This window comes from Polynucleobacter sp. UK-Mo-2m-Kol15 (assembly GCF_018881505.1).
In the GTDB taxonomy this organism is placed as follows: Bacteria; Pseudomonadota; Gammaproteobacteria; order Burkholderiales; family Burkholderiaceae; genus Polynucleobacter.
Genome location: NZ_JACVQC010000001.1, coordinates 1,151,664 through 1,172,537, shown reverse-complemented (window position 1 = coordinate 1,172,537; position 20,874 = coordinate 1,151,664). Strand labels below are relative to the sequence as shown.

The following is a 20,874-nucleotide window of genomic DNA, read 5'->3' as shown; positions in this document are numbered from 1 at the left end:
GATTTACTTGAAGCGCTCAATTACTTCGTTCGGTAACTTCAGCTTTTGCATATGTAAGTGGGTATAGGCTTGACGGAAATTCTTTGTCATAGAAATCATGACTGATGCGGTCCAAGCAAAAGCAAACATCCCAGAGAACGCGATGATGATGGCCAACATCTTCCAACCGCCTGGTAACGGGTCATCCATAAATCCCATTGCGGTATAGGTGCTGCCGCTAAATAAAATACTCTCACCCAAAGTCGGCAGAAGATTAAATACTTTTAGCGAGATACCCCAGAGAATGATCTCAAAAATATGAATTAGAAATAAACACAATATGCTGATATAAAATACAAAGGCAACTGAAGAGTACTTTTTCTCAGCAAGGTAGAGAAAAGACTTCACCTCATAACGTTTGGCAATTTGTAGCAAGGCAAGCCCATGCACCAACATCACAATTAGAAGCATAGTGATGCCAAACAAGTAGGCTGGTAAATCTAACTCAGAAGTAAAGGTATGGTTATTAGCAATAGTCATAGTATTTGTCTGGTATTTTACAGATCTTGTGATTCGGTCTCTTAAGCTAATTGATAGCAATCGCGAATTACCGCCCAAGCCTCTGGGGCAGTATCAACAAAGTGAATTAAGTCTAAATCGGCCTGATCTATGACTCCGTGGTCAAGCATCTGCTTAAAGTTGAAGACCTCCTGCCAGAATAAGTTTCCCACCAAAATAATCGGAAACCGCTCAACTTTTTTTGTTTGCATTAGGGTGAGCACCTCAAAAAGCTCATCAAAGGAACCAAAGCCTCCTGGATAGGCCACTATCGCCCTCGCCCTCAACATGAAATGCATTTTTCGAATGGCAAAATAATGAAAGCGAAAACTTAAGCCGGGCGACAGATAGGGATTCGGATACTGCTCCCTTGGCAAGCTAATGTTAAAGCCAATCGTTCTATCCCCCGCTTCAAAGGCGCCGCGGTTAGCTGCCTCCATAATTCCAGGACCTCCGCCAGTAGCGATGTGGAGTTTATTGCGACTCTCAGATTGTGTTGCATTGTAAGCAGCCACAATTGCACCAAATTCCCTAGCTGAATCGTAGTATTTGCAATGAAGCAATGCTTGCTTGGCTTGAGCAATAGCCTCTGGGGTGTTGGCGTTCTTTTCTAGCTCTTGTGCTTTATCGCAACTAATAAAGCGAGTGGAGCCAAAAACGGTAATCGTGTGTTCAATACCATGCTCATGCAAGAGGATATCCGGCTTTAGTAATTCCAACTGAAAGCGTAGACCTAAAGTTTCACGGCGAGCTAAAAAAGCTTGATCATCAAAGGCAAATCGATAGGAGTCTGTGGAATTATCTTCCGCCAATTGGCTCTTCTGAAGATTCAGAAAATCAGTGATAGTTTGAGAATTATTTAGAGGTAGTTTTAAACTCATATTGACACCGTTATTCCAAGCTTTCAAGCAGTCTACTTTGAATCTGGAACTTGATTAGGCCGAAGGATATACCCCTCAGATCAGTATTACTACCTAGAATATTCCATTAATTAGGGATCTAGGGCTTATTCGGATATACCAATAGCGCTTCAGGAGTTAATATGGGGATTATTAACCAAACCGAAGGAAATGCAATGAGCAACAGATCAATCATCATCATGGTACTAGTATTAATTTCTGCTACAGCCTACTTACTGATTAAAGGCGATGGCGATATTGATATGGGTGGCGAGAAGCATGGTGCTGAAGCGGTTCATATAGAAGAAGCGAAAAAAGATACTCCGGCAGCAGCCCCCGCTGCACCTGCAGAGGCTCCAGCAGCTCCAGCAACTGATGCTAAGAAATAATTTCTTTTAGGGAAAAATAAAGCCGCGGTTCGCCGCGGTTTTTTTACGGCTTTTTCATCTAGCTCCATTTTTACAAAGAAGAGCCTGCAAACTTAACAAGAATAAGTATGTAGGCGCTCTGGAATAATGACATTATTCCATTCCAGCTCTTCACGAATGCTTTGCGCTAAGACAGCAGAGGCCTCAGGTTCACCATGAACGACAAAAATAGATTTGGGTGGAGATTGAAAACTCCGCAGCCAATCTAGTAATCCCGCTTGATCGGCATGAGCAGATAAACCGCCAATCGTATGAATAGATGCGCGAACTGGGACCTCTTCACCAAAGAGGCGTACTTTAGTCGCCTTATCTACCAAGCGACGCCCTAAGCTGCCATAAGCCTGAAAGCCAGTGATCACAATTGCATTTTGTGCTCGTGGCAAATTATTCTGCAAATGATGAACAATACGGCCAGCATCACACATGCCACTTGCAGAAATAATGATGGCTCCGCCCTTAATCTTATTGAGCGCTTTGGATTCTTCTACGTCAGCAATAAATCGCAGGTCTACTGCACCAGGATTCTGTTGCAACCACGCCAAAGTTGACTGCGAATCTTTGTCTAGTTGAGAAAAGAATCGCTGAGTTAAATGGGTAGCTGAGGTTGCCATTGGGGAATCAACCCAAATACTCAGATGGGGTAATGCATTGCGCCTCACTAAGTCAATCAGTAAAAATAGTATCTCTTGTGTGCGGCCCACAGCAAATGCGGGAATAATAATATTTCCGTGGGCGTTCAGAGTATCACTTACCACCTCAATAAGTTCAGCCTCGGTATCCACTAGTGTTTTATGCAGCCTATCACCATAAGTTGACTCGACTACCACGATATCCGCCTGCGCGATCACGGCAGGATCGGGCATTAATAATTTGCCTTTCATACCAATATCACCAGAAAAAACGCAGCGCTTTTTCTTAGAATGATCTTCGGTGACGTCAATTACCGCAATTGCAGATCCCAAGATATGTCCTGCATTCTCAAATGTAAGGTCAATACCATTGCACAGCTCAACAGATTTTGCGTAGGGAAGAACTTGACATTGGCCAAGCGCAATCTCTACCTCCTCCAGCGAGTAGAGTGCAACCGGTACTTCGCCACGCCATTTCCCTGCTTTTTGTCTACGCAATGCTCTCTCTACATCAGAACGCTGCAAGTGCGCGCTGTCAGGCAGCATAATTTTTAACAGCTCAAATGTGGCTTCAGTGCAATAGATAGGCCCCGTAAAACCTTGGGCGCACAGCCTAGGCAAAAGACCGCTATGGTCAATATGTGCATGCGTCAGTACGACAAATGCAAGTTCATTAGGCGAAAACGGGAGTGACTCCAGATTCTTCACGCTAGCCTCGCGTCCACCCTGGAACATGCCAAAGTCGACCATGAACCTCAACTCTCGTTCACCAATAGTAGCTTCCACAGAATGTCTTGACCCTGTAACCTCACCTGCCGCACCAAGAAATTGTATTTTCATAACTTAAGCATACTCTCGATAAAATCTATTGTTAAGTCACATATTAGAGCGATACTGTCTTGATGAATCCCGCTACCGAATTGAAATCACTTGAGCTGATTACTCGCCTGAAGCGCTTGCCATCAGAACATAAAGGAAGCGCTGGCAAAGTATTAATTATTGGTGGTGCACCCGGTATGGCTGGCGCCCTCATACTGTCAGGGAGCGCCGCTCTTCACTTGGGCGCTGGCTGGACTATTTTAGAAATGCTAGACCCAACAACTGCCCATGCAATAACGGAACAACCCGAACTGATGGTGCGACTGGCTAGCTTTGAGGCACAAAAGCAATTAGAAACAACCATGCCTGATGTAATTGCGATTGGACCAGGACTGGGGTTTTCTGCATTGGCGAGAGACTGGCTAATGGCAGTGCTCACCTATCCAAAAATTCCACTAGTGATTGATGCCGATGCCCTCAATTTAATAGCGGATAGTTCTGAATTTTTAAATCTTCTCAAGCAGCGCAATGAAGCATTTCCGGGCATGACTGTGCTCACACCACACCCCGGGGAGATTGCACATCTCCTCAATACAACAGCAGCAGTTGTACAAGAAAATCGCCTTGCAGCACTATCAGACCTGATTCAATTAACCCATTCAATTGTTGTCCTTAAAGGACAGCATACCCTCATTAGCTCACCTCATCATTCGGCATTGCAATGCAAACAAGGAAATCCTGGAATGGCCGTCGGCGGCATGGGCGACGTTTTAACAGGCACTATTGCAGCAATTGCAGGCCAAGGTATAAGGCACAACCTGAATCTATGGGAAGCTACTTGTATTGGGGTGCAGCTCCATGCATCCGCAGCCGATAGTTTGGTGGCTAAGCAGATTGGTCCTATTGGACTCACTCCAACAGAGGTCATCTTAGAAATGCGGAGCCTCTTAAATAAGCTGTTATAAAACAGCATGCGATCAGCCAGCGAAATTCTTCATCATCGTCGTTACCTATATGGCCTCTTGATGGCCAGCATTGGATCTGTGCTTTTTTCCGGTAAGGCTATTCTGATCAAGCTTGGTTTTACTTATGGCGCCAATGCGGAGACCCTCTTAGCACTTCGAATGGTGATGGCACTCCCCCTCTTCTGGGGAATTTATTGGTGGCGAGCTCGCAGGCAAGTCATGGACCCCCTCGCTTGGCAAGATCAAATCAAGATATTTGCACTAGGATTTATGGGCTATTTTCTTTCTAGCTACCTTGATTTTCTGGGACTTCAATATATTTCTGTTGGACTGGAACGTATTGTTCTCTACCTCACACCAACAATCGTGCTATTGATTTCTTATTTTGTTTTAAATAAATCCATCAGTCGCTTGCAATGGTATGCACTGGCTGTGGGCTACCTTGGCGTGATCGTAGTGTTCATCCAAGACGCGAGCTCAACAGGGACCATGGCTGCACTGGGCATGCTACTGGTCTTTGCTAGCGCCTGTTCGTATGCCATCTACATGATTGGATCCGGAGAAATGGTAAAGCGGGTTGGAAGCGTACGCCTAGTTGTCTATGCCAGCTCTGCATCAACACTAATAAGCGTCATGCAAATTCTGATTTACGATCCTCAGGCAATGTTTACGCAGGTACCGCAGATTTACTGGCTCAGCCTCCTCAACGCAAGTCTATGCACCGTTATTCCGATGTTATTAATCATGATTGCAATTAGTCGGATTGGCTCACCCCTAGTTGCTCAATCGGGAATACTAGGCCCAATCTCAACATTGTTTATGGGTTGGCTTGTATTGTCAGAGCCCATTACCTGGATTCAGCTTGGCGGGATGAGTTTGGTTATAGGAGCCATGTGGTTGCTAGTGCGCAACGATGCACCGAGCAAACAAAAAGGGTTTAAGTCCAAAAAGCTCTCAGAACTTGAGGGCTCCGACCCCTTAAATTAGCGTCGCAGTAAAACATGACGCATTGATTGCTGAGGTACCACACAATCCCAATGAGGTAGAAATCAACTTTCCTTTATGACCCCAGTTAGATTGATGAGTGGTTTAATAATGCTCAATGCACTGAAATAAAAACTTTATTTAATCAAGGCTTCGACATGCACTCTTTTCCGAACGATATTTATACAGAGCCGCAGGGGTACTCCATTAATACCCTGGAAAATTTAGGCCCCCTCACCCATCTTGCTGGCATATGGGAAGGTCAACGTGGTTTGGATATCAAACCTAAGGCCGAGGGTCCAAAAAAGCAGGTTTATAACGAACGTATTGAGATGCAGCCAATTGATCCGCAAACCAATGGGCCACAGTTATTTTATGGTTTGCGCTACCACCTCCACATCACCAAACCAGATCAAGTAAAAACCTATCATGATCAAGTTGGCTATTGGCTATGGGAGCCCGCGACGGGAGCGATTGTTCATACTCTCACCATTCCTCGCGGCATGGTCACCATGGCAATAGGAAATGCATCTGCCAGTGCAACGCAATTTGAGTGCGTTGCCAAAATCAATGATCCGACGGCCGGAATCTCTTCCAGTCCTTTTTTAGACTACGCTTTCAAGACCATTGAGTTTCGCATTAAGGTAGCCATAAATGAGAATGGTACTTGGTCGTACGAACAAGATACGGTAATGATGATTAAAGGTCAGACTGAACCCTTCCATCACATAGATACCAATGTATTGAGTAAGGTGGGTGAAGCAACCCCCAACCCACTTGCATTGGAGGCAATAAAAAAGCCGTCCTAAGACGGCCTTTGAATGAAGTTCATCACTTCAAGCTGGCTGCGCTTCAGTCTCTGTAATCTTTTCTAGGGCGGCTTCAAGATGTCCAACCGTACGATCAACATGAGCCAACTTCTCTAGTCCAAATAAACCGATGCGGAAAGTGCGGAAGTCTGGACGCTCATCACACTGCAAAGGCACTCCAGCAGCAGTTTGCATACCAAGTGCAATAAACTTTTTACCTGACTGAATATCGGGATCTTTGGTGTAGCTCACGACAACGCCAGGAGACTGAAAGCCTTTTGCTGAAACTGAGTGATAGCCATTAGATACCAATAATGCGCGAACCTTATCACCTAACTCCTGTTGCTTTGCTTTGAGTGCAACAAAACCTAAAGACTGAGTTTCTTTCATCACATTACGCAAGATTTTGAGTGCATCAGTTGGCATGGTTGTGTGATAAACATGTCCACCTTTTTCATAGGCTTCCATAATTTGGAGCCATTTCTTAAGGTCCATGGAGAAACTGCTGCTTTGAGTACTTTCAATATGCTCACGCGCTCTATCGCCCATGGCAATCAAGGCACAACAAGGTGAGCTACTCCAACCTTTTTGAGGTGCAGTAATTAAAACGTCGACATTACAAGCCTTCATGTCTACCCACATTGCACCTGAGGCAATGCAATCGAGCACAAATAAACCATTGACTGAGCGTACAGCTTCACCAACAGCCTTCAGGTAATCATCAGGCAAAATAATTCCAGCAGAGGTTTCTACGTGGGGAGCGAAAACCACCGCTGGCTTTTCTTTCTTAATGAAGGCCACGACCTCTTCAATCGGCGCTGGTGCAAAGACACCCTGCGCAGAGTTTTCTAATTGCTTGCCTTTGATAACGGTAACATCCTGAGTGATATTGGCTAAATCAAAAATCTGGGTCCAGCGATAGCTAAACCAGCCATTGCGCAATACGAGACACTTTTGATTGTTGGCGAATTGACGAGCAACGGACTCCATGCCAAATGTCCCACTACCAGGCACGATCACGGCTGAGCTAGCGTTATAAGCATCCTTCAAAACACTAGAGATATCAACCATGACTTTTTTAAACTCTTCAGACATGTGATTTAAAGATCGGTCGGTATAAACAACTGAGAACTCTAGCAATCCGTCTGGATCAACATTCGGGAGTAAGCCTGGCATAGTATTTTCCTAGGGAATCAATTTAATGAAACTAGATGATACTTAAATAGATTTTTATTGCACTGCAATGTTATTTTCTTTGATCAATTTCGTCCATTTAGCCTGATCTACCTTCAAAAAAGCCGCAAAATCATCAGCACTACCAGTAGCAGGGTCACTTCCGCGCTCCATCATCGCCTTACGAATCTTGGGTTGCGCCATGGTTGCCATCACTGCTTGGTTCATTTTTTGCACAATTGGTTTAGGCGTTCCTAATGGAGCAAAAAGGCCAAACCAGCCGACTGCACTATATCCCGGTAAGCCAGACTCAGCGACAGTGGGTATGTTTGGTAAGGACTCAGATCGTTTTGAGCCAGTCTCGGCTAAAGCCAATAATTTTCCCGCCTCCACTTGCGGCATGACCGTTTGAGCAGGAGCAAACATGATGTCAATGTGACCAGCCAATAAGTCCGTTAAAGCTTGGCCAGTCCCCTTGTATGGAATATGCATTAAGTTAACCCCAGCCATGGAAGCAAATAATTCGGCCGATAAATGGGATGCGGAGCCCGGACCAGAGGAGCCATAGCGGAGCTTTCCTGGATTAGTCTTTGCATACGCAATCAAACTGCGAATTGAAGAAATATTGAGTGCTGGATTCACCGTGACCACATATGGCGATGCTGATACAAGTGCGACTGGTGCAAACTTGGCAATATTCTTATCGGTAACAGCTGCCGTAGTACCCATCAATAGTACATAACCATCTGGTGAAGCTTGAGCCACTACCTCAGCGCCAATTGAGCCACTAGCGCCTGGGCGATTCTCGACTATTAGCGACTGCTTCCACGACTCTGTCAAAGAAGGAGTTAACAAACGAATCAGAGTATCCGCCCCTCCACCAGGAGGAAAAGGCACAATCACCTTCACTGTCTTTGATGGAAACGTATCTGCTGATTGAGCAATTGCGAAGTTAGATGTCAATAAACCAATCAGCAGAAAGCACTGGATGAAAATTTTCTTTGCATTGAACATATTAGGCTTCATCAATAATCGTAGTTCTAATTGAGGAAAATCCATCGATTGCGCAGTCGACAACATCGCCGGGCTTTAAGTACAAAGCCTCGGCATTATCTTTGCCAACCGCCACTCCACCAGGGGCGCCAGTGGAAAACATATCCCCTGCTTCGATGGGAATATATCTAGAGAAGTGCTCGAGAATATCGGAGATTTTCCAAATCTGATCGGAGGTGTTGACTCTCATTCTCTCGACTCCGTTGACAGTGCAAGTCATCCACAAATCATAGACATTAGGAATTTCATCAATAGTCACGATCTCAGGTCCTAAAGGTCCAAAGCCGGGAATATTTTTTCCGGTCCAAAAGCGTGAACCAGAAATCACTTCACGTAACTGCGAATCACGGCAAGTAAGATCATTCAGGATTGTTACTCCCGCAACATAATTCATCGCCTCATCTTTTTTTGCACCTAAGGCACGTTTACCAATCACAAAAACTAGCTCCGGCTCATAGTCAAGCTTTGTAATGCCTTTGGGACGAACTACTTCAGCTAGATGCCCGGTTAAACAAGAGTTCAACTTAATGAATGAAGTGGGCTCCTGAGGATTTTCTTTGATTAAACCATTTCGCTCTAATTCAGCTAAGTGGGAGCGATAATTTTTTCCTACGCATAGAAACTTTTCGGCATCCATGATTGGCGGCAAATACGTAATTTCTGTAGCGGGTAACAAGATGGCGCCAAAATCCTCATGGGCAGTCTGGACCCAAGATTTAGCCTGACTCATCGTGGCATCGCCAGCGCGTAAAAATTCTTTCATGCTCGCAGGAAATTGCGTAATATTTTTGAGTTTGGCGCAATCCGCAAAAGGCAGAATCAGGTCGCCAGTAGGTTTAGCTAACCTCGCGCCAATTTCCGGGTGATGAGCGCCTTTGCGCGTAAAGGTAATGAGTCTCATTTTTTCTTACTTTCTATTTAATCAGAACCAAACAACATGGTATTTTTTTGACGCTTCTCAATTGAATTCTTGAGCAGCGCAACTAGACGATAAAAACCATGCCCAAATTTTCCGTAGGGCATTGTTAAAAAGAAGCCCATGACCACGCCGAGGTGAATTGATAGCAAAACCGGCATGCTAGAAGTTTCACGGTAAGCAAGCAGCACAAGACCAGACAAGCTAATCAAAAATAAGAGCACGATGAACGCTCGATCCATTGGCCTCTGACTCTTTTCACCATGATCCGCATTGCGCATCAAATTCAAATAAAGCAATCCTGCTGGTCCGATCAAAAGACCGATGCCACCTAGCGTTCCCAACACAACCGGCAAGCTCGTAAAGGCGTATGGCGCCTGTAAACCCAGAAGGTAGTGGTACAAAGTCGCCACACTCGTTGCAGCAAAGCAAAGCATGAAGCCGTAGAAGGTGAAATGATGGAAGCGCCTTCTCCACAGAGAAAAGCGATCATCATCATTATTACAACCTTCGCCATGTCCACCGCCAAGATACTTGAGCGTCAGCGCATCGTGCACCGCTTCAGACCCAGCCGCAGGTGAAATAGTGCCTGGAACAATGCTTGACCAGAAACGCAACAATCCAATCCCCAATGCTGCAATAGCAAAGAGAAAAACAAAGCCAAATACAATTGCTAAGGTGTTGTGAGAATAGACTTCATAGAAGTTTCCGGTTTTTGATGTCGTTGTTAAGCTGCCACTCAGTAATTGCGTAAATAACAAAAAGGCGATCAAGCTCAATGAGCTTGCCATAGCTACAAAAAGTCCATTCTTTTGATACGCTGACCCCATGAATTTTGGCCATGCGTACTCAACGTAGGTCACACCTCTTACCTGAGCCATTACTCTAGGTATATTCACAGCAAATTCATGTGGGGGAGCATATTGGCAAGCATGCAGACAAGCGCCACAGTTGTGACACAAATTTGCAAGGTAGCGCATATCGACTGGGTTGAAATCAATACGGCGGGTCATTGCCGGGAAAACAGCACAAAACCCTTCGCAATATCGACAGGCATTACAGATAGTCAACATCCGGGCTGCCTCTACTTCAGGAGCTGGAGATCCGAGTGCCGCAGCCTCTTGAATTAGACCTTTAAGCAGCTGCATCTTCTTGAACCTCCTCACCGAGTGCTGATTTTGCAGCTTCAGCACCAGCCACCATTCCAAACACCGTACCAATCGCCATCCCTACTCCGGCAGCATAGCCTTTGCCCAACACATTTCCTGCCATCATTTCTCCAGCTACAAATAAGTTTTCACTGGCGTGATTCTGAAAACGCACTGCTGCAGTTTCGTCAGTCTTTAAGCCTAAATAAGTAAAGGTCACCCCAGGTTTTAAGGTGTAGCCATAAAAAGGTCCCTGATTAATTGGTAAGGCCCAATGGGATTTTGCTGGCTCTATTCCCTCGGTATGGCAATCATCCATGATGGTATGGTCAAAGGTTCCCTCTTTACAAGCGGCGTTGTACTTAGCAACCGTTGCTAATAAAGCATCACGATCCAAGCCAAGTTTGTCAGCTAACTCCTCAAGCGTATCAGCCTTTTCGCCTGGAAATACTGGCGGCATAAAGCGCCCTAATACCTTCGAATCAATAATGCAATATCCAATTTGATTGGGTTGATGAGCAACCAATCTTCCCCAAAATGCATAGCGCTTTGGCCAGAAATCCTCACCTTCATCGGAAAAGCGTTGTGCATGTTTATTCACAACAATGCCAAAAGACACACAATCGACTCGAGTGCAAATGCCACCATCATATAAAGGAGCACGCGCATCAACGGCGACCATATGGGCTTGCAAGGCATCACTAACAGAGTCAGCGCCCATATCTAATAGCTGCCTCAACAGAACGCCATTATTGAATCGAGTTCCCCTGATTAAGAAATTCTTTGCAGGGCGCTCGCCATACTCATTTTCGCCCCATACCTCATCGAGCCATTCACGATTAGACTCAAATCCACCAGCAGCCAATACGCATGCCCTCGCCTCAATTCGGTTTCCGCCTACATAAGCAGCCAAAAATTTTCCGTCTTTAATTTCCAATGAATCTACAGGAGAGTTATACCGAATCTCAACACCCAGTTGCTCGGCGCTGCGGAAGTAGGCGTTGACTAAAGCTTTACCGCCACCCATAAAAAATGCATTTGTTCTAGAGAGGTTGAGGGTTCCGGAAAGAGAAGGTTGAAAACGCACCCCATGCTTTTGCATCCATCCTCGACAATTGGAGGTAGCGCGGATCACAAAACGGGCTAAGGTTTCATCAGTTAAGCCACCAGTAACCTTCAGCATATCCTGCCAATACTCTTCCTCGGGATAAGCCTCGAGCAATACATCCTGAGGAGCATCATGCATCGAGCGAATATTGCGCGTATGAATTGAATTACCACCTCGCCACTCTTTAGGGGCAGCCTCAAGAAGCAGAACACTTGCGCCAGCTTCCCTGGCAACCAAAGCGGCGCAAAGTGCAGCATTTCCGCCACCAATGACAAGAACATCAACCATAATCATGACTCAACGAATTGGGAAACACTAAATGTACCGTTTTTTTAAGATTTCTACCTAGACAGAGGTCAAGAATATCGATTTAGGGACCGCTTAGGCCTCATAGAGGAAGTGATAATTCCACCGACAATCAACATAAAGGCAAGGCCGTGAAACAGTTTTGGGGAGTCCCCAAGCATAGCTGTCGACAATAGAGCGGTGAATAGTGGGATTAAGTTGGCAAAAAATGCCGCAATGGTTGGCCCAGATTCACTAACGCCAAGACCCCAACAGCGATAAGCCACCAAGGATGGGCCGATTGCGGTAAATACTATTAAACCTGCAGTCCAGTAATTTAGAACGATGAATGCATGGCCGGCGGCAATCTCTGCCCCCTCAAATAACATCGTCCACAGGAACCCAATGAGCACCTGTGCCATTAAAAACTCGGCCCATGGCCACTGCCGCTCAGGACTCTTACCAGGATGGCTAATCATCCAGCTGTAGAAGGCCCACAAAATGGTGGCCAACATAATGAGCAAATCACCCATCACCGCATCCATACTCAGCAAGCTGGTGGGTTCTCCACGCGTTAAAACAATAGTGACCCCGAATAAGGAAATAATCGCGCCTACCAACTGCAAGAATCGTGGTTTCACCTTGAAAAAAAGAGCACCAATTAAAAGCATCCAAATTGGCATGCTAGCCCCAATGAGGGTCACATTAATAGCCGTGGAAGTTTGCAAGGCTAGATACAGTAGAGCGTTATAGCTACCCACCCCCAAAAGCCCCAAAACTAAGAAGCGCGTTTTGTGATGCCAAAGCGCACTACCCGGCCTCAAAATCCTCCACCCTAAGGGAAGCAGCATGAGGGCAGCCAAACCCCAACGAACTGCACTTAAGGTTATCGGGGAAATGCTCCCCACCAATGCCTGTCCGGCTATCGCATTACCAGCCCAAAGGATTGTTGCTAGCGATAAGTAAAAAACGGTCGACAGTGGTAAATGAGGCATTCAGGAGTATTTGAGTGGGTAAATGGGTCATTTCGATGACCAAAATGGGTTTTGCCTTGGCATTGTAGAAACAAATGTCGGGTATTGCTAAGATATAGCTTAAATCAGTGCCAGTGATCCAGCATTGGCAACATACAAAGGGGTTTTAGTGACAATCATCACCAATATTGAAGATTTACGAGTTTTACATCAAAAGCGCACCCCGAAGATGTTCTATGACTACGCAGACTCTGGGTCATGGACCGAATCCACCTATCGAGCTAATGAATCCGATTTTCAGAAGATCAAACTGCGTCAGCGCGTTGCGGTGAATATGACCAACCGCACCACCAAAACAACCATGGTGGGACAAGAGGTTGCAATGCCGGTAGCGCTGGCACCAACTGGATTAACTGGCATGCAATATGCCGATGGTGAAATTCTCGCTGCCCGCGCGGCTGAAAAATTTGGTGTTCCCTTCTGCTTATCTACCATGAGCATTTGCTCTATTGAAGATGTGGCAGAGCGAACTACGAAACCCTTTTGGTTTCAGCTCTATGTTATGAAAGACCGTGGCTTTATTGAACGTCTGATTGAGCGCGCGAAAGTAGCCAAGTGCTCAGCACTAGTCCTCACCCTAGATTTGCAAATTTTGGGGCAAAGACACAAAGACTTAAAAAATGGTTTATCTGCACCCCCTAAGCTCACCATTACCAACATCATCAACATGATGACCAAGCCACGTTGGTGCATGGGTATGGCAATGACTCCCCGTAGAACCTTTCGCAATATTGTTGGCCATGCTACTGGCGTTGGCAATATGTCCTCCCTCTCCTCTTGGACCGCCGAGCAATTTGATCCAGGCTTAAGTTGGGATGATGTAGAGTGGATTAAAAAACTGTGGGGCGGAAAGTTAATCATCAAAGGCATCTTGGATGAAGAGGATGCTCGCCTTGCCGCCAACTCTGGCGCCGATGCTTTGATTGTCTCCAATCACGGTGGCCGTCAATTGGATGGCGCCATCTCAAGCATTAAAGCCTTGCCTGGTATTGTCAATGCTGCAGGTAAAGATATTGAGGTTTGGATGGATGGTGGAATTCGCTCAGGGCAAGATGTTTTGAAGGCCTGGGCACTCGGTGCGCGTGGTACGCTAATTGGTCGACCCTTCCTTTATGGCTTGGGTGCCATGGGCGAAGCTGGCGTCACCAAATGCCTCGAAATTATCCACAATGAATTAGATATCACGATGGCGTTTACAGGTCATCGCGATATTCATAATGTAACTAAAGATATCTTATATCCAGGAACCTTTTAATATTCCACATTTAGCCAATTACCCCGAACTAGTATTTGTCATTTCTGCTGTAGCCCTCTCGGGCTCAGTATGGTTTGGCAGTGCAGTGCTGAGTAAGTACCGCACCAAAGATACTGAGACCTCAGCGGACCTCGGCATTATTCAGTCAGCAACACTGACCTTGCTGGGCTTGATCATTGGCTTTACCTTCTCAATGGCGATAGCTCGATATGACTTAAGGCAGACCTATGAGGAGGCCGAGGCAAATGCCATTGGCACTGAATTCTTAAGAGCAGACCTTCTGCCGAGCAAAACTGCAGAAAGCATCAAAGAGCTTCTCAATGAATACTTAGATCAGCGTATCTTGTTTTACTCCAAGCAAAATCAGGAAACTGCAAAGCAAATTACACAGCGCACTACGGCTATTGAAAATGCAATGTGGAATGAGATACTCCCTGTGGCACGAACACAACCGACACCCCCTATTACGCTAGTGGTATCCGGAATGAATGATGTGATTAATGCCCGGGGCTATACTCAAGCTGCCTGGTGGAATCGTATCCCGACTGCCGCTTGGTGGCTAATGGCGGCAATCGCAGTTGGCGCCAATATATTAGTAGGTTTTGGTGCGCGAAACTTTAAACACAATGTTGGTCTCTTCATGATTTTTCCAACAATGATCGCAATCGCTTTCTTTTTGATTGCAGACATAGATAGCCCTCGTGGTGGTGTTATTCGTATTGATCCCCGAAATTTGATTGATTTAAAGCAAAGTATCAGCTCAGTAAACAACTCCTTACCCACCATAGGCCTCAACAAATGAAGCGTGTTGTAGATGTATACAAAGATAGAGGTCGCGAGCTCGTGTGGACTTATGTCATCCATCTTGGTAATCTGGAGTTTCATCCAGCGCAAATTGATTTTGAGCAAGAAGCGCTCAGACTCTCTCAGCTAGATAAACGCGGCCCACCAAGCGAGCTCAGTGCTAAAGCTAGAATTACCGTTCGATAATTTTTCACTTCAATTCTGATATATGAAACCCTTAAGTAAAAAAGCCAAAATGGCAATTGGTTGGACCATCCTCATGACCGTGATCGGCACAGCAATGCTAAACCAATGGCAGTTCTTTGCCATGGGTTTAGCATCTATTGCCATGCTACTGATTGCAAATCACTACGGCCTCCTAAAGGATCCGGAAGATAAAAAATAAGACCCCCATCTTTCGATAGAGGTCCTTAGGGAATTTTTCTAGATCAATGCTCTGTAAATCTTCTATAGCTTATAGTGTTGGGTAGTCGGTATACCCCACTTCTCCCCCGCCGTAGAACGTAGCACGGTTATAGGCATTGAGAGTTGCGCCCTTCTGGAAGCGCTCAGCTAAATCTGGATTAGAGATATACAAACGTCCATAAGCGACTGCATCTGCCAAGCCAGCCTCGAGAACGGCCTCCCCCATTGCTTGATCGTATCCACCAGCGCTAATAAATTGACCTTTGTATGCTGACCGGAAAATCTCGGAGGTAATTGGAGCCCCGGAGTTAACCTGATCATCACCACCAGCACTTGTGGAGCGCGGCTCAATCATATGCACATAAGAGAGCTCATAGCCATTTAGTTTTTGAATAAGCGCATTAAATAGTACGACTGGATCGCTATCAGCGATATCATTAAAGCTGCCATATGGCGACAAACGTACACCAATTCGATCACTTGAGTAGATCTTAGCAACAGACTCAATAACCTGACCCAATAAGCGAATTCGATTTTCAATAGAGCCGCCATATTCATCGCTTCGTTGATTGGTTTTATCTTGTAAAAATTGGTCTAGCAAATAACCATTAGCAGAATGAATTTCAACACCATCAAAACCTGCCGCCTTTGCATTACCAGCAGCCAATTCAAAATCCTTTAAAAGGCGGGCAATATCCTGAGTGGTCATGGCTTTCGGAGTTTCATAGTCATGGAGTTTCCAATCGGCACCATAAGTTTGACCGGCGGGCGTTACTGCCGACGGCGCTTCTGGAGCAGCCTCCTCTGGATGCAAAGAGGAGTGGGAGATGCGACCTACATGCCATAACTGAGCAACTATTTTTCCACCCTTTGCGTGCACTGCGCTGACAACCTCTTTCCAGGCTGCAGTTTGCTCAGCAGAATAAATCCCAGGAGTTCCTGGATAGCCTTTTCCAATTGGCGAAATCTGCGTAGCCTCGCTAATGATCAGACCGGCACTTGCTCTTTGCTCGTAATATGTTTTTGCCAGAGGATTTGGTACATCCCCATCGATAGCGCGCATTCTGGTGAGTGGCGCCATTACAAGACGGTTCTTTAATTCAATAGCGCCGAGCTTGATAGGGGTAAACATGATTTCTTTTCCAGACATGAGACTCTTTCTTATTTACTGATGAATAATTGAATTTGAACTGTAGCAAGTATGATCCCTTCTTGCTGTCTTACACCCAATATTGATGCAAACCTCTCCCGCATTCCTCCTCCAGCCAAAAGTAGTGCAAAGATAAAGTAGAAAAGTCTTTATAATCGATTTATTGGATAACTAATATCATTATTATTTACTGGACTGATTATCATCAGGGGTCCAGAATTCATTCCATGGCGCTTAAACGCCTCTTACCAATCAAAACACAAAGGAATGAAAATGGCCCGTCCAGAAATTAAAACTATCCAAAACTTGGAATCTGCATTTGCAGGTGAATCCATGGCGCACGTTAAGTATCGCTATTTTGCAAAATTAGCACGTGTAGTCGGCGATGTAGAAACCGCTGAGATCTTTGAGGCTACGGCAGATCAAGAGCTCATGCATGCCTTCGGCCACCTCGACTTACTCTACCCCGCCAATACAATCAGCCCAGCTCGAGCCTTAGAGATTGCAATCGAAGGTGAAACTTATGAATACACAGAAATGTACCCAAGCTTTCGTAAAACAGCCATAGACGAAGGTAATGCGGCGGCAGTAGCAGAAATTGATGAGCAAATTGCTGAGTCAAAAGAGCATGCAGAGCAATTTGAAGCGATGCTAGTAAAAGCAGCGAAGCGTTTTGCAGCCCTAGCTAAGGTAGAGGAGCGTCATGCAAATCACTATAAGCAGGCTCTCGAAAAAGCACAAGCATTTGCTGCAGTCTGAGTAGACTCAGAAATAAAATGGAAATAAATTTAAACTGATCAAATTATCTATTAAGGAAACATCATGAAATCATGGCAATGTATCGTATGCGGTTTTATCTATGACGAAGCAAAAGGCTTACCGGAGGACGGTATTCCTGCTGGCACCGCTTGGGCTGATGTCCCTGAAGATTGGGAGTGCCCAGACTGCGGCGTATCTAAATCTGATTTTGAAATGGTTCAAGTCTCTTAATTTCAGCAACATATAAATCGCTTAATAGCCTAATCGCATAATCGCATTACTAGGGAGTCCAGCCTTGGATCATCAGAATCAACCAGCTTCATCAGGAATTGTCATCATTGGTAGCGGCTTAGCTGGATACACTGTCATTCGCGAACTTCGAAAACTCGACAAGACAATTCCAATTACGCTGGTCACCAAAGAGCCAGGCTATTTTTACTCAAAGCCGATGCTCTCTACGGCGCTAGCGAGCAATAAGTCTGCTGAGCAGCTAGTTTCTACCAATGCAGAAGGGATGGCAACGCAGCTAGAAATGACGATTCTGAGTGAGGCAGCTGTCACTGCAATTGATACTGTTGCCCAAACAATTACAACATCTAGAGGAAGCATTTCCTATGGAAAGTTAGTTCTCGGATTAGGCGCAGATCAGATACGCCTTCCTTTGCAGGGTAATGCTGCGAATGAGGTCATCACCGTCAATGACCTTGAAGAATATGCCCAGTTTCGTAAATCGATTGAAGGTAAAAAACGAATTGCCATCCTAGGGGCTGGCCTAATTGGATGCGAGTTTGCAAATGATTTGGTTTTAGGATCCTATGAGGTTGATGTGATTGATTTAGCTCCGCAAGCTTTGGGTCGACTTCTTCCTGAAGCAGCGGTCCAGGCACTTCAAACCAAGTTAAGTGAAGCAGGTGTTCGTTGGCACTTTACAACTACCGTACAGTCAATCGATCGCAATGGTGACGCACTCACAATTACTCTTGCCAATGGAACAATCATTACAAGTGATGTATTTCTATCAGCCGTTGGTCTAAAGCCCCGCTTAGACTTAGCTAAAGCAGCCGGTATTGCAACGGCAACTGGCATTACAGTCAACCGTCAGCTTGAGACTAGCGCCAGTAATGTGTACGCCATTGGAGACTGTGCTGAGGTCGATGGCTTGGTTCTACCCTATGTCATGCCCATCATGCAGGCAGCACGCGCTTTAGCGCCAAACCTACTAGGACAAGTGACCACCCTCACCTACCCAGCCATGCCTGTAATGGTCAAGACCCCCGCATTACCAACAATTGTTTCTCCGCCAGCCAAGGGCGCGCTTGGGGAATGGAAAATCAATCCTATTGAAGGAGGCCTAGAGGCGCGTTTCGAATCGAGTGATGGCAAGTTATTAGGTTTTGCTCTTCTGGGGGCGGCAACAGCACAACGCGCAGTACTCACCAAAGAACTACCGCCGATACTGCCATAACAGGCATCTTGCATTGATCGTCAGTAGTTTGATGAATTAAAAAGGCCCGCGAAGCGGGCCTTTTAACATTCTGTTAGGGCTTGCTTATGAGACGACGACAAACCAAGTGGAGTTGTGAGATTGAGCCACCATCAAAAACAGCATTGGTACAGAAAGCATCGTATTGAATCGTGAAGTTAACATGGCAACACGTGCAGACTTCGCTTTGACATCCGGCCCAACTGCGACGATACCTAAGGCACGTTTTTGATTGGGCCAAATAATGAACCATACGTTGAAAGCCATCACCAAAGCAATCCACATACCCAAACCAATTGCGCGGAACGGGGCTTGCAAAGTAAATGCTTGATGAGCGTAGCCATTCAATACAGCCAAGACTACGCCACTCACAACTGTAAATAATGCTGCCCAACGAAACCAAAACAAAGCGGTAGGTGCGATGACTTTTCCAATAGCCGGCTTTTGCTCATCTGGAATTTTTGACATCGATGGAATCTGGACGAAATTAAAATACCAAAGCAATCCAACCCACATCACACCAACCATGATGTGGATCCAGCGGAATAAGAATGGTAATTCAATTGAGCCTAAGTTTGCACCCAAAGCCAAAACAATTAAAACCAAGAGCACGAAGCCAGCTAAAACTGTACGCCCCAAAGATGTAAAGATAGATGACATGAAAGCTCTCTTGATAAAAATAAATGTATCAGCGAGAATTAAGCAAAATTCTTACTTGCAAAATCCCAGTTGACTACATTCCAAAAATTTTCCAAATATTTTGGACGAGCATTACGAGTATCGATGTAATAAGCGTGCTCCCAAACATCACAAGTCATCAAAGGCTTTGCATCGGTAGTTAATGGCGTAGCTGCATTGCTTGTTGAAACTAGATCAAGTGAACCATCAGTCTTCTTAACCAACCAAGCCCAGCCTGATCCAAATGTACCTACCGCACATTTTGCAAACTCTTCTTTAAATTTATCAAAAGAACCCCACTTTGCATTGATCGCATCTGCCAAAGGACCAGTTGGAGCACCGCCGCCATTTGGCTTCATGCTATTCCAGTAAAAAGTATGGTTCCAAACTTGAGCTGCGTTATTAAAAACACCGCCTGCTGATTTTTTAACAATATCTTCTAGGGAAGCATTCTCAAACTCTGTACCTTTTACCAAGTTATTTAAATTGGTAACATAAGTTTGGTGATGCTTGCCATAGTGAAACTCAAGCGTTTCTTTTGAAATGAATGGTGAGAGCGCATCCAATGCGTAAGGGAGTTGAGGTAATGTATGTTCCATTATTTTTTCCTTGTAAGTCGTGTTAATAGTGCGCTAGAGCGGCCATATTTGCCATAACTATAGACGATTCTGGCATTTTTGTTTGAGTACCGGCAAATGGGGGCGCAAGAGAGTTACCCCCACCAAATTACTGGGCCGTCCAGCCACCATCCATATTCCAGGCCGCTCCGCGAACTTCAGAAGCATCTGGACCGCAGAGGAAAATGGCTAGTGCTGCCAATTGCTCAGGGGCGACAAATTCCCCTGAAGGTTGCTTCTCGGAAACTAGTGCTTTTTTGGCAGCCTCATTCGAAATCCCTTCACGCTCTGCGCGTGCGTCTACTTGCTTCTGCACCAAGGGAGTTAGAACCCAGCCAGGGCAAATCGCGTTACAGGTAATACCAGTTTTTGCATTCTCAAGAGCGATTACCTTGGTTAAGCCAACAATGCCATGCTTGGCAGCTACATAAGCCGCTTTTTGAATCGAACCGACCAGACCATGAACAGAGGCAATATTAATAATGCGACCCCAGTTGCGACTCTTCATTCCAGGCAATGCGTGATGAGAAGTGTAAAAGGCTGAGCTTAGGTTAATGGCAATGATGGATTCCCAGCTATCAGCAGAAAAATCTTCAACATTAGCCGTATGCTGAATACCCGCATTATTTACTAATATATCGAGAGAGCCAAAACGTTTTTCAGTTTGTTTAATCAGATCCTCAATCTCGGCAGGCTTACTCATATCGGCGCCGTGATAATCCACCTCGACACCACAGGCTTTGATTGCGGCAATGGCAGCATCTTTCTCACCAAATCCATTCACCATAATTTTGATACCCTGTTTGGCCAAGCCAATAGCCATCGCTAAACCAATGCCACTGGTTGAGCCAGTGACAAGAGCGACTTTACCTTTTAAATGAGACATGATTGCCCTCGTAAGATATTCATCAGAAAAATATAGGATACAACGGAACT

At 45.4% G+C, this 20,874-nt stretch carries 24 protein-coding genes; 11 read left to right on the top strand and 13 right to left on the bottom strand.

Going from position 1 to position 20,874, the window contains the following annotated elements:
- Nucleotides 1–3: 3 nt before the first annotated feature.
- Both ICN43_RS06130 and ICN43_RS06125 read right to left on the bottom strand, forming a co-directional pair.
- Nucleotides 4–519, bottom strand: coding sequence for a hypothetical protein (locus tag ICN43_RS06130; protein WP_216197844.1), 516 nt, complete (start codon nucleotides 517–519; stop codon nucleotides 4–6).
- Nucleotides 520–560: 41 nt separating this feature from the next.
- The gene (locus tag ICN43_RS06125) at nucleotides 561–1,418 is read right to left on the bottom strand and encodes an LOG family protein (protein ID WP_216197842.1); all 858 of its coding nucleotides are present in this window, start codon (nucleotides 1,416–1,418) and stop codon (nucleotides 561–563) included.
- 194 nt (nucleotides 1,419–1,612) lie between these two features.
- Between ICN43_RS06125 and ICN43_RS06120 the strand changes: the two genes are divergently transcribed.
- The gene (locus ICN43_RS06120; RefSeq protein ID WP_216197839.1) at nucleotides 1,613–1,825 is read left to right on the top strand and encodes a hypothetical protein; all 213 of its coding nucleotides are present in this window, start codon (nucleotides 1,613–1,615) and stop codon (nucleotides 1,823–1,825) included.
- 92 nt (nucleotides 1,826–1,917) lie between these two features.
- On the opposite strand, the gene ICN43_RS06115 is transcribed toward ICN43_RS06120, so the two are convergent.
- Nucleotides 1,918–3,333 (bottom strand): MBL fold metallo-hydrolase RNA specificity domain-containing protein, encoded by a 1,416-nt coding sequence (locus tag ICN43_RS06115; RefSeq protein ID WP_216197836.1) that lies wholly within the window; start codon nucleotides 3,331–3,333, stop codon nucleotides 1,918–1,920.
- A 62-nt stretch (nucleotides 3,334–3,395) separates the two neighbouring features.
- On the opposite strand from ICN43_RS06115, the gene ICN43_RS06110 reads away from it, so the two are divergent.
- The 3 genes from ICN43_RS06110 to ICN43_RS06100 all read left to right on the top strand — a co-directional run bounded on the left by ICN43_RS06110 (nucleotide 3,396) and on the right by ICN43_RS06100 (nucleotide 6,070).
- Nucleotides 3,396–4,277: an NAD(P)H-hydrate dehydratase gene (locus tag ICN43_RS06110; RefSeq protein ID WP_216197834.1), complete on the top strand. Its 882-nt coding sequence runs from the start codon at nucleotides 3,396–3,398 to the stop codon at nucleotides 4,275–4,277.
- Nucleotides 4,278–4,283: 6 nt separating this feature from the next.
- Nucleotides 4,284–5,264: a DMT family transporter gene (locus tag ICN43_RS06105; RefSeq protein WP_216197832.1), complete on the top strand. Its 981-nt coding sequence runs from the start codon at nucleotides 4,284–4,286 to the stop codon at nucleotides 5,262–5,264.
- 155 nt (nucleotides 5,265–5,419) lie between these two features.
- Nucleotides 5,420–6,070: an FABP family protein gene (locus tag ICN43_RS06100; RefSeq protein WP_216197830.1), complete on the top strand. Its 651-nt coding sequence runs from the start codon at nucleotides 5,420–5,422 to the stop codon at nucleotides 6,068–6,070.
- A gap of 27 nt (nucleotides 6,071–6,097) precedes the next feature.
- Here ICN43_RS06100 and ICN43_RS06095 read toward each other — a convergent pair whose 3' ends face one another.
- The 6 genes from ICN43_RS06095 to ICN43_RS06070 form a co-directional block, all read right to left on the bottom strand.
- Nucleotides 6,098–7,246, bottom strand: a complete 1,149-nt coding sequence (locus tag ICN43_RS06095) for an aminotransferase class V-fold PLP-dependent enzyme (protein ID WP_216197827.1) — start codon at nucleotides 7,244–7,246, stop codon at nucleotides 6,098–6,100.
- A 54-nt stretch (nucleotides 7,247–7,300) separates the two neighbouring features.
- On the bottom strand, nucleotides 7,301–8,257 hold the full coding sequence (locus ICN43_RS06090) for a tripartite tricarboxylate transporter substrate binding protein (protein WP_216197819.1): 957 nt from the start codon (nucleotides 8,255–8,257) through the stop codon (nucleotides 7,301–7,303).
- Between the two features lies 1 nt (nucleotide 8,258).
- Entirely contained in the window at nucleotides 8,259–9,197 is a 939-nt protein-coding gene (locus ICN43_RS06085) for a fumarylacetoacetate hydrolase family protein (protein WP_216197817.1), read from the bottom strand.
- A 17-nt stretch (nucleotides 9,198–9,214) separates the two neighbouring features.
- A complete protein-coding gene (gene tcuB, locus ICN43_RS06080) occupies nucleotides 9,215–10,360 on the bottom strand; it encodes a tricarballylate utilization 4Fe-4S protein TcuB (protein ID WP_216197815.1) in 1,146 nt (381 codons plus the stop codon).
- Nucleotides 10,347–11,756, bottom strand: a complete 1,410-nt coding sequence (tcuA, locus tag ICN43_RS06075; protein WP_216199947.1) for an FAD-dependent tricarballylate dehydrogenase TcuA — start codon at nucleotides 11,754–11,756, stop codon at nucleotides 10,347–10,349. The genes tcuB and tcuA overlap by 14 nt, the downstream gene beginning before the upstream one ends.
- 68 nt (nucleotides 11,757–11,824) lie before the next feature.
- Nucleotides 11,825–12,748 carry a DMT family transporter gene (locus ICN43_RS06070; RefSeq protein ID WP_216197813.1) on the bottom strand — a complete coding sequence of 308 codons (924 nt, stop codon included), beginning with the start codon at nucleotides 12,746–12,748 and terminating at the stop codon, nucleotides 11,825–11,827.
- Between the two features lie 148 nt (nucleotides 12,749–12,896).
- Here ICN43_RS06070 and ICN43_RS06065 point away from each other — a divergent pair, with 148 nt between their 5' ends.
- From ICN43_RS06065 to ICN43_RS06050, 4 genes are all read left to right on the top strand, one after another.
- On the top strand, nucleotides 12,897–14,042 hold the full coding sequence (locus ICN43_RS06065; RefSeq protein ID WP_216197811.1) for an L-lactate dehydrogenase: 1,146 nt from the start codon (nucleotides 12,897–12,899) through the stop codon (nucleotides 14,040–14,042).
- An 85-nt stretch (nucleotides 14,043–14,127) separates the two neighbouring features.
- Nucleotides 14,128–14,844, top strand: coding sequence for a hypothetical protein (locus tag ICN43_RS06060; RefSeq protein WP_370623160.1), 717 nt, complete (start codon nucleotides 14,128–14,130; stop codon nucleotides 14,842–14,844).
- Nucleotides 14,841–15,032, top strand: coding sequence for a hypothetical protein (locus ICN43_RS06055; protein ID WP_216197809.1), 192 nt, complete (start codon nucleotides 14,841–14,843; stop codon nucleotides 15,030–15,032). Before ICN43_RS06060 ends, ICN43_RS06055 begins: the two co-directional genes overlap by 4 nt.
- A 49-nt stretch (nucleotides 15,033–15,081) precedes the next feature.
- The gene (locus ICN43_RS06050) at nucleotides 15,082–15,231 is read left to right on the top strand and encodes a hypothetical protein (protein WP_216200095.1); all 150 of its coding nucleotides are present in this window, start codon (nucleotides 15,082–15,084) and stop codon (nucleotides 15,229–15,231) included.
- Nucleotides 15,232–15,300: 69 nt separating this feature from the next.
- Here the strand turns inward: ICN43_RS06050 and ICN43_RS06045 are convergent, their stop codons facing one another.
- Nucleotides 15,301–16,401 (bottom strand): alkene reductase, encoded by a 1,101-nt coding sequence (locus tag ICN43_RS06045; RefSeq protein ID WP_216197807.1) that lies wholly within the window; start codon nucleotides 16,399–16,401, stop codon nucleotides 15,301–15,303.
- Between the two features lie 273 nt (nucleotides 16,402–16,674).
- Here ICN43_RS06045 and ICN43_RS06040 point away from each other — a divergent pair, with 273 nt between their 5' ends.
- The 3 genes from ICN43_RS06040 (at nucleotide 16,675) to ICN43_RS06030 (ending at nucleotide 18,625) form a co-directional block, all read left to right on the top strand.
- Nucleotides 16,675–17,160, top strand: a complete 486-nt coding sequence (locus ICN43_RS06040) for a rubrerythrin family protein (RefSeq protein WP_216197805.1) — start codon at nucleotides 16,675–16,677, stop codon at nucleotides 17,158–17,160.
- Between the two features lie 63 nt (nucleotides 17,161–17,223).
- Nucleotides 17,224–17,391: a rubredoxin gene (locus ICN43_RS06035; protein WP_046330356.1), complete on the top strand. Its 168-nt coding sequence runs from the start codon at nucleotides 17,224–17,226 to the stop codon at nucleotides 17,389–17,391.
- A 64-nt stretch (nucleotides 17,392–17,455) separates the two neighbouring features.
- The gene (locus ICN43_RS06030; RefSeq protein ID WP_216197803.1) at nucleotides 17,456–18,625 is read left to right on the top strand and encodes an NAD(P)/FAD-dependent oxidoreductase; all 1,170 of its coding nucleotides are present in this window, start codon (nucleotides 17,456–17,458) and stop codon (nucleotides 18,623–18,625) included.
- 84 nt (nucleotides 18,626–18,709) lie between these two features.
- Here the strand turns inward: ICN43_RS06030 and ICN43_RS06025 are convergent, their stop codons facing one another.
- The 3 genes from ICN43_RS06025 to ICN43_RS06015 all read right to left on the bottom strand — a co-directional run bounded on the left by ICN43_RS06025 (nucleotide 18,710) and on the right by ICN43_RS06015 (nucleotide 20,824).
- Nucleotides 18,710–19,303, bottom strand: coding sequence for a urate hydroxylase PuuD (locus ICN43_RS06025; RefSeq protein WP_216197801.1), 594 nt, complete (start codon nucleotides 19,301–19,303; stop codon nucleotides 18,710–18,712).
- Nucleotides 19,304–19,341: 38 nt separating this feature from the next.
- A complete protein-coding gene (gene sodB, locus ICN43_RS06020) occupies nucleotides 19,342–19,920 on the bottom strand; it encodes a superoxide dismutase (protein WP_216197799.1) in 579 nt (192 codons plus the stop codon).
- Nucleotides 19,921–20,047: 127 nt separating this feature from the next.
- A complete protein-coding gene (locus ICN43_RS06015) occupies nucleotides 20,048–20,824 on the bottom strand; it encodes a 3-hydroxybutyrate dehydrogenase (protein WP_216197796.1) in 777 nt (258 codons plus the stop codon).
- Nucleotides 20,825–20,874: the final 50 nt, after the last annotated feature.